The 16,020-nt window shown below is 56.1% G+C and carries 10 protein-coding genes; 7 read left to right on the top strand and 3 right to left on the bottom strand.

Features of this window, described 5'->3' with window-relative positions:
• Positions 1 to 110 precede the first annotated feature (110 nt).
• Genes KFE13_RS13440 through KFE13_RS13430 form a run of 3 tightly spaced genes read left to right on the top strand, consistent with a single transcriptional unit; the run spans position 111 to position 5,588 of the window.
• Positions 111 to 1,904 carry a mechanosensitive ion channel family protein gene (locus KFE13_RS13440; RefSeq protein ID WP_260703623.1) on the top strand — a complete coding sequence of 598 codons (1,794 nt, stop codon included), beginning with the start codon at positions 111 to 113 and terminating at the stop codon, positions 1,902 to 1,904.
• A 17-nt stretch (positions 1,905 to 1,921) separates the two neighbouring features.
• On the top strand, positions 1,922 to 3,145 hold the full coding sequence (locus KFE13_RS13435; RefSeq protein WP_260703622.1) for an acetate/propionate family kinase: 1,224 nt from the start codon (positions 1,922 to 1,924) through the stop codon (positions 3,143 to 3,145).
• 37 nt (positions 3,146 to 3,182) lie between these two features.
• Entirely contained in the window at positions 3,183 to 5,588 is a 2,406-nt protein-coding gene (locus tag KFE13_RS13430) for a phosphoketolase family protein (protein ID WP_260703621.1), read from the top strand.
• A gap of 72 nt (positions 5,589 to 5,660) precedes the next feature.
• On the opposite strand, the gene KFE13_RS13425 is transcribed toward KFE13_RS13430, so the two are convergent.
• Positions 5,661 to 8,885 carry a TonB-dependent receptor gene (locus tag KFE13_RS13425; RefSeq protein WP_260703620.1) on the bottom strand — a complete coding sequence of 1,075 codons (3,225 nt, stop codon included), beginning with the start codon at positions 8,883 to 8,885 and terminating at the stop codon, positions 5,661 to 5,663.
• Between the two features lie 377 nt (positions 8,886 to 9,262).
• On the opposite strand from KFE13_RS13425, the gene glmS reads away from it, so the two are divergent.
• The 3 genes from glmS (at position 9,263) to KFE13_RS13410 (ending at position 13,392) form a co-directional block, all read left to right on the top strand.
• Positions 9,263 to 11,290, top strand: a complete 2,028-nt coding sequence (glmS, locus tag KFE13_RS13420) for a glutamine--fructose-6-phosphate transaminase (isomerizing) (protein WP_260703619.1) — start codon at positions 9,263 to 9,265, stop codon at positions 11,288 to 11,290.
• A 128-nt stretch (positions 11,291 to 11,418) separates the two neighbouring features.
• A complete protein-coding gene (locus KFE13_RS13415; RefSeq protein ID WP_260703618.1) occupies positions 11,419 to 13,122 on the top strand; it encodes an ATP-dependent nuclease in 1,704 nt (567 codons plus the stop codon).
• A gap of 87 nt (positions 13,123 to 13,209) precedes the next feature.
• A complete protein-coding gene (locus tag KFE13_RS13410) occupies positions 13,210 to 13,392 on the top strand; it encodes a hypothetical protein (protein WP_260703617.1) in 183 nt (60 codons plus the stop codon).
• 26 nt (positions 13,393 to 13,418) lie between these two features.
• On the opposite strand, the gene KFE13_RS13405 is transcribed toward KFE13_RS13410, so the two are convergent.
• Complete coding sequence (locus tag KFE13_RS13405; RefSeq protein WP_260703616.1) at positions 13,419 to 14,015, bottom strand: YceI family protein; 597 nt, start codon at positions 14,013 to 14,015, stop codon at positions 13,419 to 13,421.
• A 69-nt stretch (positions 14,016 to 14,084) separates the two neighbouring features.
• The gene (locus tag KFE13_RS13400; protein ID WP_260703615.1) at positions 14,085 to 15,071 is read right to left on the bottom strand and encodes a hypothetical protein; all 987 of its coding nucleotides are present in this window, start codon (positions 15,069 to 15,071) and stop codon (positions 14,085 to 14,087) included.
• 417 nt (positions 15,072 to 15,488) lie between these two features.
• On the opposite strand from KFE13_RS13400, the gene KFE13_RS13395 reads away from it, so the two are divergent.
• Positions 15,489 to 16,010 carry a group II truncated hemoglobin gene (locus KFE13_RS13395; RefSeq protein ID WP_260703614.1) on the top strand — a complete coding sequence of 174 codons (522 nt, stop codon included), beginning with the start codon at positions 15,489 to 15,491 and terminating at the stop codon, positions 16,008 to 16,010.
• The last annotated feature ends 10 nt before the right edge of the window (positions 16,011 to 16,020 follow it).

The raw sequence follows: 16,020 nt of genomic DNA, 5'->3' as shown, positions 1-16,020 counted from the left end.
TAGTTATTTACTTGGATCCTGAAAGGTTGTCAAGAGATGCATAATTTTCCAGAATTTCTTTCTTCGCTCAGCTTTTGAAGGAAGGGGTCTCGACGTTGTAGGGTGAGAACATGACGGGTTTGCGCAGACTCACCATCGTTATACCGGCCATCATTCTTATCGCAAGCCTCATCGGCTCTTTCCTCACGCGCGGAGCCATGGCGAACCTCCCCTTCCTGCTCAAAGGCAATCGCACTCCGGGAGCAAAATCTTCAACCGACCTCGTCGATCAGAGCCCCTGGCAGACCATCGAGGCACTCGCTCCTCTCGCCATCTCCGCAGAAGAGAAGCGGCTTGCCGGTGAAGCGCAGCGTCTGGCAGACCATGAGGTGGATCAGGCTTTCGCGCAGGCGCTCCGGCAGGCCACCCTCGACACCCGCACGCTTACCGGCGAAGCCCTGATCCTTCAGCAGAAGGTTGTAGCGCTGCAAGCTATGGTCAAAGAGGACCAGGCAAAAGTCGACAGCCTCAATGCAGCATCCAAGGGAGCCAACCCACCCAGCACCGACGACCTCGACACGGCCAAGGCCCAGCTTCAACTCGATACGGACGAGTTGACCGATGCCACCGAAGATCTTGCCACTGTCAGTGGCGATAAGCGCGGACAGATTCAGCAGGAGCTGACCGAGCGCGAAGCTGCCATGAAGAAGTTCGATGAGCAGGGCGACGCCTCTTCCAGCCCCTCTGCCATCCAGTCCGCACGCCGCTACGGTACGCTCGCAGGCCGTGTCGGCGCATGGTTCGATCAACGCAGCCGCATGGACTCCATCGCGCAGGCTCAGGCGAAAGCTTTCGCCGATGCAGCAGCTCTCTCCACGCAACACGCCGATATCGAAAAGAAATTGGCCGATGCCAATGATGCAAATGCGAAAGACACTGTAGCAACAAGCCGCGTCACGCGACTGAAGCAGATGCATTCGCTCGCACAGATCCATTCCATCCTCGACGACCGCATCCAGACCCAGAAGCAGCTCGGCGCGGTCTACGGCCGCTGGCACGATCAGGTCTACCGGCAGCACCAGATCGTCGCCCACCTCATTCTTCAATCCATCGCGGCCATTGCCTTCCTCACGCTCTGCGCGGCGATTCTCGCTGCCGCAGTTCGCAGGCTGCTTGACCGGCTGCATCTCGACCGGCGCAACCTGATTACTCTGCGCACCATCATCAGTCTCGCCATCCAGGTCATCACCGTCTTGCTGGTGCTGCTCATCATCTTCGGTGCGCCCAGCCAGATGCCCACCATCCTCGGACTCGCCACCGCCGGCCTCACCGTCGTCTTCCAGGACTTCATCCTCGCCTTCTTCGGCTGGTTCGTTCTCATGGGCAAGCACGGCATCCGTGTCGGCGACTGGGTCGAAATCAACGGGGTCGGCGGCGAAGTCGTTGAGCTCGGTGTCTTCCGCACCACGCTGCTCGAGACCGGCAACTGGACCGACAAAGGCCACCCCACCGGACGCCGCGTCAACTTCATGAACAGTTTCGCCATTCGCGGCCAGTACTTCAACTTCTCTACCTCTGGCCAGTGGCTCTGGGATGAGATCAGGCTCAACATCCCTGCCGGTCCCAACAGCTACCAGACCATCGAAGACATCCACACAGCTGTGCTGCAGGAGACGGAAGAAAGCTCCAAGCGCGCCGAAGCAGAATGGCGACGCGCCACCGGAGCTCACGGGCTCAGCCAGTTCAACGCGTCGCCCTCCATCGATCTACGGCCTGCATCCTCAGGAGTCGACATCATCGTGCGATATGTCACGCGCGCTGAAGATCGCTTCAACACGCGCAATAAGCTTTATCAGACCGTCATCGACGTCATGCAGAAGAGTCAGGAAACGGCCGCACTTGAACCCGGGGACAAACACAGCTAAACGACGGAGGAAGCGCATTGCACCTGCTCGTCATCAACAGCGGATCGTCGTCCATCAAGTTCTCCGTCTTCGCTGCGGCAAACAAAACACCGCAGTCCCGCTACGAAGGCGAAGTCTCCGGCATCGGTTCCGGCCACGCAACCTTTGCCTTTCACAACATCGCCCACCCGGACAGAAAACCAGCCACTGCGGTCAAAGCTGACGATCCAATCAAGGCCATCGGCAAAGTCGTAGACGCTGTCTCCGCTCCGGGCATCCCCGCCATCGATACCGTCGGCTATCGCGTCGTGCATCCCGGCGCTAAACTCGATCGCCACGTACGCATCACCGATGAAGTGCTGCGCGATCTCGACGAAGCCGTGATCTTCGCGCCGCTGCACGATCCCTCTGCGATCAAAATCATTCGCGAGACAATGAAGCGCTTCCCGAACGTGCCGCACTTCGCCTGCTTCGATACCGTCTTTCATCACACCATGCCTGAGGTCGCCACCGCCTATGCCATCCCCGACAAGTATCGCGCGCAAGGTGTACGCCGCTATGGCTTCCACGGCCTCAGCTGCGAATCCATCGTCGAACAAATCCGCACAGCAAACGAACCCATCCCGCATCGCATGGTCATCGCGCATCTTGGTAGCGGATGCAGCGTGACCGCGCTCATCGACGGAGCATCCGTCGACACTTCCATGGGACTCACCCCCACCGGCGGCGTCGTCATGGGCACGCGCCCCGGCGATCTTGATCCGGGCCTCGTCCTCTACCTGCTGCGCGCCATGACCGGCGATCGCACGCAGGCATTCAGCGCCGTCGAAACACTCCTTAACCACGACTCCGGCATCGCCGCTCTTTCCGGCCTCCCCAACGACATGCGTTCCACACGCGAGGCAGCAGCCAGCGGCAATCCACGCGCGCAGTTCGCCATCGACGTCTTCACACGCAGCGTCCGTAAAACCATCGGCTCTTTCTCATGGTTGCTGGGAGGACTCGACGCCATCGTCTTCACCGGAGGCATCGGCGAACACGACGCCCGTTCACGCGATGAGATCGTCAGCGGCCTCAACACACTTGGCGTACAGATGGACCCTGTATTAAATAACGCCGAAAAACGCAGTGCACAAAGTGACATCCACTGCATCTCCGTATCAGAATCAAAGACACGCATTCTGCTCATTCCAGCAAAAGAAGACTGGATGATCGCCACGCATGTTCAACACATGCTCAGCAACGAACGGCCCCGCTTTTAGCGATACAGTTCTCATCGGTTTCGAAAGGGAGATCGTCATGCCGCCATCAAGCGCCAAAGCAAAGAAGACATCTACAGTTATTCTCTCTCCGGAAGAACTACGCAAGATAGACGCCTACTGGCGCGCCTGCAACTATCTCTCCGTTGGCATGCTCTATCTGCAGGACAATCCTTTGCTCCGCACACCACTCAAGCCCGAACACATCAAGAACCGCCTGCTCGGCCACTGGGGCTCCGATCCTGGCCAATCCTTCACGTGGGTGCACCTCAACCGGCTCATCAAGAAGTACGATCTCGATCTGATCTTTCTCTCCGGACCCGGCCACGGCGCGCCCGCAACCTTGTCGAACTGCTACCTCGAAGGCGTCTACTCCGAGGTCTATCCCGATAAGAGCCAGGACGAAGCCGGCATGCAGAAGTTCTTTAAGCAGTTCTCCTTCCCCGGTGGAATCGGAAGTCATTGCACTCCGGAGACGCCCGGTTCTATCCACGAAGGCGGCGAACTAGGCTACTCGCTCTCGCACGGCTTCGGAGCGGCGTACGACAACCCCAACCTGATCGTTACCGTTATGGTTGGCGACGGCGAAGCCGAAACCGGCCCGCTCGCCACTAGCTGGCACTCCAACAAATTTCTCGATCCCATCTGCGACGGAGCTGTGCTCCCTGTCCTCCATCTCAACGGCTACAAGATCGCAAACCCGACCATCCTCGCTCGCATCCCGCAAGACGAACTCGAAGCTCTCTTCTTCGGCTACGGCTGGCACCCATACATCGTCGAAGGCGACGATCCGAAGATCATGCACCAGAAGATGGCCGAGGTCACCGAGCACTGCATCAACGAGATTCGCGACATCCAATCGAAAGCTCGCAGCAGTAAATCGAAATCACCCGACCGCCCACGCTGGCCGATGATCATCCTTCGCACGCCAAAAGGCTGGACCGGCCCTAAAGAGGTCGACGGCCATAAGGTCGAAGGCTTCTGGCGCGCGCACCAGATTCCCATCCTCGACCCCAAAACCAACCCCAAGCATCTCAAGCAGGTCGAGCAATGGCTCAAGAGCTACAAGCCCGAAGAGCTCTTCGACGCAAGCGGACGCCTCATTCCAGAGTTGCGCGCCATGGCTCCCGAGGGCACACGTCGCATCACCGCCAACCCACACGCCAACGGCGGTCTTCTGCGCAAGCCGCTCGACCTTCCCGACTTCCGCGACTACGCCATCAAGGTCAAAAAGCCCGGCCAGATCGAAGTCTCCAGCACCTTTACCCTCGGTGGCTATCTGCGCGATGTCATCAAGCGAAACATGACCAGCTTCCGCGTCTTCGGCCCCGATGAAACAGCATCCAACCGCCTGCAGCTGATGTACGAAGCCACGTCAAAATCGTGGATGGCCGAGATCTTCCCCGAAGATGCCGACGGCACCGACATCGCTCCTGGCGGCCGCGTCATGGAGATGCTCTCCGAGCACACGCTCGAAGGCTGGTTCGAAGGCTATGTTCTCACCGGACGCCACGGCTTCCTCTCCAGCTATGAAGCCTTCGTCCACATCATCGACTCCATGTTCAATCAGCACGCCAAGTGGCTGGAGAAGAGCAAGCTCGAGCTTCGCTGGCGCGCGCCCATCTCCTCCATCAACCTGCTCATCACGTCGCTCGTCTGGCGGCAGGACCACAACGGCTTCACGCATCAGGACCCCGGCTTCCTCGATGTCGTCGCGAACAAGAGCCCGCACGTCACGCGCATCTATCTTCCACCTGACGCCAACTGCCTGCTCTCCGTCGCCAACCATTGTCTGTGCAGCACCAACTACGTCAATGTCATCGTCGCCGACAAAGCGCCGCATCTTCAGTACCTCGATATGGACGAGGCCATCAAACACTGCACCAAAGGCATCGGTATCTGGGACTTCGCCTCAACCGACGCAGGCTCCGAGCCCGATATCGTCATCGCCTGCGCCGGCGACATTCCCACTGCCGAAGCACTCGCCGCAGTCGCCATCCTGCGCGAGCACTGCACAGACCTGAAAATCCGCTTCGTCAATGTCGTCGACCTCTTCCGGCTCATGCCTGAGTCCGAGCATCCGCACGGCCTCTCCGACCGCGAGTTCGACTCGCTCTTCACCGTCGACAAGCCGGTCATCTTCAACTTCCACGCCTACGCCTCGCTCATCCACAAATTCACCTACCGCCGCAAAAATCACGACAACATCCACGTTCGCGGCTACAAGGAACAAGGCAACATCAACACACCACTCGAGCTGGCGATTCTCAATCAGATCGACCGCTTCGACATCGCCATCGACGTCATCGACCGCGTCCCCAAACTACAGGCCACCGCCGCCCACACCAAGGAATGGCTCAAGGACAAGATCATCGAAAGCGTCAATTACGCCCACAAGCACGGCATCGACCACAAAGACATCACCGACTGGAAGTGGCCCGTCTAAACAGCATCAAGATAAAGAAGCCTCATCCATTGCGGATGAGGCTTCTTTTTGGGCCCAAGAGAACGAGGCAGATTAGAAGATAACCTTCAAAGCAAACTGCGTATTGAATGCTTCGCCTGCTCCTATGCCAGGCGCTCCGTTGTAATCGCCGATGGTATCGTCGAGCGTAAAGTCCCCACCCACCGACACCGTACCAAATCCCGGAGGAGCATAGTTCGCTCTGTTGAACACATTAAACATCTCGGCACGGAACTGAACCGTAGCCTTCTCTGTGATCTTCGTGTCTTTGAACACCGAAAGATCAACATCGGAATAGCCCGGCCCATAGTAGCCATTGCGCCGCGTCGTCCCAAACGTCCCCGGTGCTGGATCGGTAAAGGCAGAAGGATCCAGCCAATTCACGCCAGGCTTTTGTCCTTGATACCCCTTGTTGATCGGGCCCACCTGCACCGCACGATCGTTGCCCTCATTCGTACCGCTGATATCGCCTGAGGCGTGCACCGTAAACGGCTGCCCACCATGAAAGTTCATCAACGAGTTCACCTGCCAGCCATTGGTCAGCAGCTTCGCATGCGACGAGCCCGGAATCGCATAGCTTAGATAAGCCACAAAGGTGTTGCGCGTATCGAAGTCCGAGTTGCTGTAGTCACCTTTGAAGTTGAAGTTATCCTGCGGAAGCGCACCACGATATGCCGTGACTTCGTCCATGTTATGGCTCCATGTGTAGATGACCGAGCCGGATAGCCTGTGCCAGTTCTGCAACCGCAGCTGTGTCTGAAGTGCGTTGTAGTTCGACGTACCAATGCTCTCCAGTTGGTTAATGTTGCTGTATGCGCAATAGATCGAGTTGAGAACACAATAAGGACGACTGCTTTGGCTCGTTCCCTGGTTAATATCCAGCAGGCTCAGCAGGTGACGGCCTTCGCTACCCACATAGCCAAGCTGCATGATGATGCTGGACGTCACCGTATGCTCCAGATTCAGGCTGTAATTTACGTTGTAAGCCGGCCTGAAGTTGCTGTTGACCGAAAAGACGCCGCACGTTGCAGTCGGACTGCATGGATATCCCTGCGATGATGGAAAAATCGCAACACCCTTCTGAATCGTCGTCTTCGATCCTCCGGTCGGAGCCACCGTGTACACCGGATTCGGCCCTCCAGGATTTCCTTCCACACCGTTCGGAGCTGCATTGCCCGGCCGATTGTCCAGGAAGGGGTTCAGATTCGGCGTATCGAAATAAAAACCAAAACCGGCCCGTACAACCGTATTTGGGTCAGCCTGATAGCTCGCTCCTACGCGAGGACTCAAGCTCTTCCAGTAGCGTCCGTATAAAGAGTCGATATCGACACCCTGAAAAGCCAGGCCTTTATTCGCCGTCAGAGCTGGACGAAAGACCGACATGTCTTTATTGCTATTATGCAGCGGTCCCACATACTCATAACGCAGACCATAGTTCACGTTCAGCTTTGGAGAGATCTGCCACGAGTCGCCTGCATTTAAGAACCAGTTGTTTACAAATACCTGACGTTCCGGATCGCCGATTGCAATCGACGCATTGGATGTTAGACCGGCAAGATAATCAGCCAGAGCATAACGATAACCATCCAATCCATCAGGATTCGGTGTCAACGTAGGACCGATTGCAGCAACACGCGTTCCATCGAATGTAAAGCTGCCGGTCGCATGACGGTGATAGAACTCATCCAATTGCGCTTGACGATACTCGCCGCCGAATCGCAGTTGATGCTTACCGACGACCCACGAGAGTTGATCAGTCAGATGGCCTGTAATGTCGTTACGGCCTTCCGGAGGCGTAAGACCGACAGGATCAAAGTTTTTAATCGTGATATTCGGAGCATTGGGAAAAGTCGCACCCGTAATAAAGCCCAGGCTTTGTACGCTTGGCGGACTCTTGTAGTCGTTGAATACCTGATTGAAGTAGTTCACTCCAGCCAATACCTGATTCGTGATACGCGGCGAGATCACGCGGTTATAGACGATCGCCATGTTCTGCACATGGATGGGGGCTTCCTCATAGTAAGCAAGCAGCTGCGAACCCACAGGAGCTACCTGATTGCCTTGTCCAGCAAACCAGTGCACGCTCAGCTGATCTTTCGGCGTGAGCTGCCAATCCACCTTGCCCAGACCGTTATAGCTGTAACCAAACTCCGGATCGTTCGAGTGATAATTGTTCTTTACGCCCGCTGTGTCCTGCGAAAGGATGCTGTTGCCCCACAAATTGTTGAGCACATCTTGCATGACACCATTGATGGGAATGCCCTTCGCCGCAAGAATCGCCTTCGCCTGACTCTGCCAACCAACCGAAGGCTGCGTCGCCGTGCCCGACTCTCCAATCGTGAACCTCTGTTTCTCAAACGTCGCAAAGGCAAATAGCTTGTCGCGAAGAATCGGTCCGCCTACCGAAAACCCATAGTTGTAGTTGCGCACCTTCTGCTTCGTATCCGCAAAAGGACTCTTCGCGCCAAACAGCTCGTTGCGGTTGAAGTAGTACACCGAACCATGAATTTGGTTCGTGCCGGAGCGTAGCGTCAGATTCACCGTGCCGCCAGGATTACGTCCGCCCTCTGGCCCTGCCTGCGTCTGTGCCGAAAACTGGTCCACCGCATCCAGCGGAAGCACAATGCCTGCGATGCCTGAAACACCGCCTTGATTGACAGCCGGAACGTTATGCCAGAGATCGTTATTGTCCACGCCGTCGATCTGCCAGTTCATCTGGTTGGCACGCGTTCCATTCAACGAGCCATAGCCGCCTCCGGTATATCCGGCAAAGCCTGGCGTCAGCTGAATCATCTGCGTAAAGTCACGACCGTTGAGCGGCATATCCGCCACAGCCCTTGCCTCAAGCACCGTCGTCTGCGTGGTTGTAGTTGTATCCAATGCCAATCCCGCAGCATCGACCTCCACCGTCGTATCTGAGCTTGCAAGCTGCAGTACCACCGGCAACGTGTAGATCGTTCCAGCCGATACCATCACCTTGTCCGTCTTCACTGTCTGAAATCCGCTGAAGCTCACCGTCACGCTGTAGGTGCCCAACGGCAGGTCCTGAAAGAGAAACGTGCCGGCGCTGGAGCTGACGGTCGTGTGCGTTACACCAGTCTCTGTTTGCAGTGCAACTACCGCTGCATTTGCAATCGAGGCTCCTGTCTTGTCGGTAACTGTGCCATTGATTCCACCGCGAAACGTCTGGGCATGACTCGCTGCAAACGTAGCCAAAAGAATCGTGAAAGCGATAAGCCGAACGACGCGCGTACGTATCCCGTGCGTGTAAAAACGCATGATTGACCTCCAAATAAAAACACAATGGGTTTTCATCCGCCGCATAGCGGCGTCTTTTCGATCGCAGTGAAATAAAGTGAGGGTTCCTTCCGCAACGCTGGGCGGAGGATTGAGATCAATACGCGGCATCCAGGCCACGATTAGCTTCGTCTCGGAAAAAGGGGAGGAGCTTCCCTGCCGCTAAAAATCGGCTCTTTTGAAAAGGAGTAACGCTACGTTAATGCCCCGTCACAAATTTTGCAAGAGATTTAATCCAGTCCCTGCCTTCACGAGAGTCAATCTTTTTCTCCTGCTCGACAACGCCACAACATACCCATCCCACAAAAGGCATACACGCCGCCTGCACAAAATCCGGGCACTCCATCTACACTCATCCCATGTGTGGAATTGTTGGCTACATTGGTCCGAAACCAGTCGTCCCTGTCATCATCGAAGGCCTTCGCCGCCTCGAATACCGCGGCTATGACTCCGCAGGCATTGCCGTCGCCGGAAGCCCCGACGGCCTTCAGCTTCGCCGCGCGCCCGGCAAGCTGCGCAACCTTGAAGCCGTCATCGCCGAGCACCCTATCCACGGCACCTTCGGTATAGGACACACCCGCTGGGCCACCCACGGACGCCCCACCGAAGAAAACGCTCACCCGCACCGCGACTGCACCGGCTCCCTCGTCGTCGTCCACAACGGCATCGTCGAAAACTACCTCGCCCTCAAGCAGCAACTCACTGCCAAAGGACACACCTTCGTCACCGAAACCGACACCGAGATCATCGCCCACCTCATCGAGCAAGAGCTTAAAGAGATGGAGGAGTTACTCGCATCAACTCGCGGAAACTCAGAGCCCACACGGCCAGCACTTGAAGAAGCCGTCCGCGAAGCCGTCAAACATCTCACCGGAGCCTTCGCCATCGGCGTCCTCTCCGCGCACGAACCCAACAAGCTCGTCGCCGCACGCTCTGGCCCACCCGCTGTCCTCGGCATCGGCGACGGAGAATACTTCCTCGCCTCCGACGTCCCCGGCATCCTCCACCACACCCGCAACATCCACTTCCTCGCCGACGGAGAACTTGCCGTCCTCACGCCCGAAGGTGTCTCGCTCTCCGACTTCAGCGGCCGCCCACTCGAGCTCAAAACTCAGCGCATCGCCTGGGACCCCATCCAGGCCGAAAAAGCCGGCTACAAGCACTTCATGCTCAAAGAAATTAACGAGCAGCCGCGCGCCATCCGCGACACCACCCTCGGGCGCATCTCCTTCGACACCGGACAGGTCTTCCTCGACAACCTCGATATCTCCGCCGACGATCTCCGTCGCGCCACCCAGATCACCATCGCCGCCTGCGGCACCTCCTGGCACGCCGGGCTCGCTGGCAAGTTCATGATCGAGCGCCTCGCCCGCCTCCCCGTCGACGTCGACTACGCCTCCGAGTACCGCTACCGCGACCCCATCCCTTCGCCCCTCGACCTCGGCCTCCTCATCACCCAGTCCGGCGAAACCGCTGACACCCTCGCCGCCCAGGCCGAACTTATCTCCAAGGGCTCCAAAACCCTCGCCATCTGCAACGTCGTCGGCTCCGCCATCACCCGCCGCGCCAACGGCACCATCACCACCAACGCCGGCCCTGAGATCGGTGTCGCCTCCACCAAGGCCTTCACCGCGCAGCTCACCGCGCTGTTTCTCCTCGCGCTGCACCTCGCGCAGGTTCGCAACACCATCACGCCCGAAGACTCGCTCCGCCTCGCCACCGAACTCGGCCGACTCCCCTCCAAGCTCGAGTCCATGCTCCTCGACCCCTCCAACACCATCGGCATGTCCGAAGGCGTAGCCGCCCCAACCCTCACCAGCGCAGCAACGTCATCCAGCACTCCGGCATGGCCCGGCCCTGAGCGCCGCCGCGCCCCCCGCCTCACCCTCGACGAGCAGTGCCAGCACCTCGCCCGCCTCTTCCACGCCGCCAGCAACTTCCTCTTCCTCGGACGCGGCATCCACTACCCCATCGCCCTCGAAGGCGCGCTCAAGCTCAAAGAGATCTCCTACATCCACGCCGAAGGTTACCCCGCCGGCGAGATGAAGCACGGCCCCAACGCCCTCATCGACGAGTCACTCCCCGTCGTCTGCATCGCCACCAAAGACCCCGACGACCCCGCCAGCGTCCTCAAGTACGAAAAGACCCTCAGCAACATCCAGGAGGTCACCGCCCGCGCCGGCCGCGTCATCGCCATCGCCACCGAAGGCGACGACCAGATCGCAAGCCTGGTAGAACACACCATCCACATCCCCAAAGCCCCCGAACTACTCCTGCCCATCCTCGAAGTAGTTCCGCTACAACTCGTCGCCTACCATATCGCAGTCCGTAGGGGCTGCGACGTGGATCAGCCAAGAAATTTGGCTAAGAGTGTGACGGTAGAGTAGTTATCGAAAATAGCACTTGCCCTTCAAATGGCTTGAATGACTATCCCTGATTTCGATACATTCAACAAATTCAAGTAAATAGCATGAAACCATGAGTTTCGTGCTAGCTCATGCACGTGAGGTTAAGAATGCGCTATCTGCGCTTCATAATTGAGAACTACCGCGCTATTACGGGACCGCTTGAAATTAACGTCGCAAAGAATTCATTGATGCCGATTATTGGCGTCAATGAATCAGGAAAGACTACAGTCCTCCAAGCAATATTCGCCTTTGATCCTTACAACGACGATCTAAACGATAACGGTCGCCACCTCAAGGATGTTACGAACCTATACCGAACATCCTCTGGACCTATAGGAGTTTCGGCAGAAATTGAAATCTCAAAGCATGAGCTCAAACAGAATCTTGGAGTTTGCGAGAAACAGTTTCCCAGCCTCAAATCCACATTCGAGATAATAAAAAATAGAAGAATTTTACCGACGAAGTTGATTATTCGGCGCAATCTTATCAGCAAAAAATATTCATTTCCGTTTGAAAACTTCGGTGATTTGGACGCCCAAGATGCCTTAGCTAGAAAAGTCATTTTAGGGTTGCCCTATATTCTCTACTTCGACGACTTCCGGGATAAGATTGCAGAAAAAATTGAAATACCGGACCAAGAAAGCGATTCGCTGCCGGAGTGGCTCGAAATTATTCAACAACTATTCTTGAAAACCGACCCGGGATTCTCAATTTTCAACTTGGCTAGCCTGGAAATTCGTAAAAGAAAAACAGTTTTGTCGAAGGTGCAACGTCATCTAAACGATGCCTTGACTAGAGAATGGCAAACCTTTCGTCTCGATGATCGAGATGCCCTCAAGATAGCGATTGAATTCGACCAGAGCGATTCAAATCCACCAAAAAACTTTCTTAAACTGGATGTGGTCGAAACTGACAGCAATGGAGACGAACATTTCTTTTTTATAAGCGATCGGAGTAAAGGCTTTTATTGGTTTTTCAACTTTGTAATGAAGTTGGAATTCAATCCAAAAATTGTAAGTGGAAGTGGCCTGCAATCCATCTATCTTTTGGATGAACCAGGCTCTTATCTACATGCCTTCGCTCAACGAAAACTTTGTCAAAAGTTACGGCAACTTTCCGAGAAGAATGCGGTAATTTACTGCACGCATTCGCACTACTTGCTAGACCCTGACAAAATTCCTATCTCAAGCGTCGTGATTGCGGATAAAGATAGCGATGGAAACATCGGCTTAACCCGCATGATTAACTATCAAGGCTCAGTGTTGGATAACCGGTCAGCGCTCCAACCTGTCCTCGACGCATTACTCATCAAGCCATATGCCTTAGATCTAATACACACAGAAATGACGATTATAGTTGAAGGTATATGCGACTACATAGCTCTAGAGCTATTTCGTGGAGAAAGAAGCGTTGCAATCCTACCGTCGGTAGGCGCTGGTTCAATCAAATTCTATATATCTCTTATGATTGCCTGGCAGGTCAGATTTCGAGCTTTATGGGACAATGACAGCGAAGGAAGAAAAAAGTTCTTGGAGGCTGAGACGTTGTTTGGCTCAGAAATTTCCGCGCGACATTTCAAATTGCTTCCAACTACAACCCCCAATAGCAACAAAATCATGCAAAATCTGTTCGACGGGAAAGACCTTATCTTAATAAGAGAGAAGTTGCATCTACCAGTTGATTGTTCTTTCGAGCGAACAATTCAAGCCCTGTTCTATTCTCCAAGTCGGACAGAATTGCTAAAAACAATCGGATCTACTACAAAAGAAAATTTTGAAGCATTATTCAAAAATTTATCGCTAGATTCGTAAAATCCGTCTCGAAGATAGAAAACCAACCTTCAGTTGAGACCATCGTCCCTTGGATCCTTCCCATCCCAATGCCTTTGAGGAGACCGAATGTCCCTCCCCACTAAACCACACCTGCCCGTCAGCATCCTCGGCCATCCCACCTTCACCGTCACCCTCGATTCGCTCCGCATCCCCGACACCCGCGCCCTGCACGAAGACACCGACTACGTCTCCCTCACCGTCCTGCTCAAGTCCGCTGCCATCGCCTGCCCATGTAATGAGATCGCATGAATGGGCCACCGGCCATGAATGATTTTCTACTCCTTATAAACCAGGGAAGGCCCACTGACCTGCTTCACCTTCAGATCGACATCGACCTCCACCCGGTCGGCGATCTTCACAAACGGAATCCCGCTCGTCATCCCGTAATCCTTACGGTCAAACGCCATCGTTCCCTTAATCTCGCCGGTACGCGTCCCCTTGCCCGTAATCGTCAGCTTCAACGTCTCCCGCTTGGACACGCCCCGAATCGTAAACGTCCCCGGAATATCGAACGTCACCGGCCCCGTCTGCACCACCCCCGTTGATTGAAACGAAATCGTCGGGTTCTGCTCCACGTCGAAGAAGTCCTTGCTCCGCAGCTTCCCATTCTTCATGCCGCTCCCGGTATCCACCGTAGCCGCATCAATCATGATCTTCAGCGATCCCGTCGTCACATTCGCAGAGGTAAAAGACAGCGCAGCATCCCACTTCTTGAACGTCCCTCTCAGATCAACCGAAGCCTTCACAAAGAACGTAACGCTGCTCTTCTGCGGAGACGCCTGAAACACCGGGGCCTGCGCCCGCACCGCCACCGGAAGCAACGCAAACGCCAATAGGCAGAGAAGTTCTGACCGCATCCTTGCAAGTCGCATCGTCCTGAGTCTCTTCCCTCACCGCCTCCATGTCAACCGACTGTCTCTCTAAGCAGACCTCATGCACCCTCAATAAGAACGATGCCGGTCGATGTATCCCCACATCGCCGCCTGCACCCGCATAATCGCCTCGCGTTCTCCGATAGCCATCTTCGACCGCGACATCGCTTCCATCTCATTCCGCTTCGACTGCGACTGCACATAAGCGATCCTCGCTGCGGTATCTGCGAGGTTCGCCGTCCGCCGCGTCATCGAAACGCCACCCGGAAAATACACCGTGTCCCCGCTGATGCCCGTGATGCTCCACGCCTCATCGCTCGGCTGCGGAAGATCCGACGTCCAGAGCATGCCATAAAACTTCGCGGGATAGAAACCTTCGCGCGTGATGAAGAGCATCGGAAATCCGCCCGCAATCTCCTCAAGTACCCACCGCCCCCACGACGTATTGTCCATCGCCGCGTTCGTATAGCTGAACCTCTTGTTCAGACTGCTCGAAAGCAGCGCCAGTTCATAGCGCGCACCGTCAGGAAACGCGATGTCCCAGATGCCGCAAAAAAACGGTTCCTTGTACGAAGGAGTCTGCGCCGTATTCGCAGGAGCAACCTGCTGCTGACTATGCGGCCTGGGAGCATACCCGATATATGCATCCATGCCGGAAACCCCCGGCGTCACCGCAGGCGTAACCGCCGGAGCCTGGCTCTGTGCAGAATCCCGCTCAAACTCAGCAACCTTCTGTTTCAGCCAGCTGTTGTCGATTAGCCCCGGATTCGTCTGCGGAACCGCTGCCCTCTGCGTCAAATCCGGAACCGTGGTCTGCATCTGCGACCACGTCTTCATCATCTGCTGCAGATTCTCTCGCTGAAGCCGCTCCCGCATCTCGTTCTCGCGTTGCGCATGAGCAGCAATCTCCTCATAAATTCTGCGAGCTTCCTGCTCCTTGGTCTGGTGCTCCTGCAACAACTTCATCGACTCGCGCATCTTTTCATACAGCGCAGCATCTTCGCCCTGCAGATTAAACCGCAGCGGCTCATTTCCTTCAGGTTGTTTGTCTGCCATACCTCACCTCCGTACATCAATGAAGAACGGATGGTTCATGGCCCTTTGAAAAACTTCAGTCAGGCAACGTTCCGCTGCCATGACAATCTGAGCAGGTCTCTTCTACAGGGACGCCACCCGAGCCGCCGCAATGCTTGCAATCGTACTCCGCTACCCCCATCGCATCGCATTCCTGACATTTCACTTCAATAGGAAACGTCTCGATCCATGCCTTCCCGCCACAGTTATGGCAGGCCTCGCGAACCTTCTTGTGATCATGACATACAGGACATGGATGACGTCGGATGACTTTACCGTGCCCATGGCACAGCGTGCACATTGCCATTGCAACCTCCGAGGAAACCAATAAATTTTTACTGGGGGAGTGGGCCGAGTGCATAGCTAAACACAACCCTCAGAAGATTGACAAGCATATTCATGGAAGAAGCGCTCAAGCGCGCGGGGAGAACCGACTACAATCCCCTCATGGCCTCCCCCGTACCCACCCTCTATCAATGGCTAGGTGGCGCGGAACCCCTCCGCGCCCTCATCGAGCGCTTCTACCAGAAGGTCCCCGCCGACCCACTCCTCGCCCCGCTCTTCGCCAGCATGCCCCCGGAGCACTTTCAGCATGTCACCGCCTTCATCGCCGAAGTCCTCGGTGGCCCCGCCGACTACTCCGCCCAACACGGCGGACACGCCAACATGATCCGCCACCACCTCGGTCGAGGCATCACTGATGAGCAGCGCAAGCGCTGGGTGCAGCTCCTCCTCGAGACCGCCGACGAGCAGGCTCTCCCCTCCGACCCCGAGTTCCGTTCCGCCCTCGTCGCCTACCTCGAGTGGGGCTCCCATCTCGCCGTTATCAACGCCGCTCTGCCCAACGACACTCCCGTCTCCGACGCCCCCATGCCCGCCTGGAACTGGGGAGTCCCCGGCGGCCCCTACCAGCCCGAGTAGCCATCCTGGC

Origin of the sequence: Edaphobacter flagellatus, from assembly GCF_025264665.1 — a bacterium.
Classification (GTDB): domain Bacteria; phylum Acidobacteriota; class Terriglobia; order Terriglobales; family Acidobacteriaceae; genus Edaphobacter; species Edaphobacter flagellatus.
This window is presented reverse-complemented; position numbering and strand designations above follow the sequence as displayed.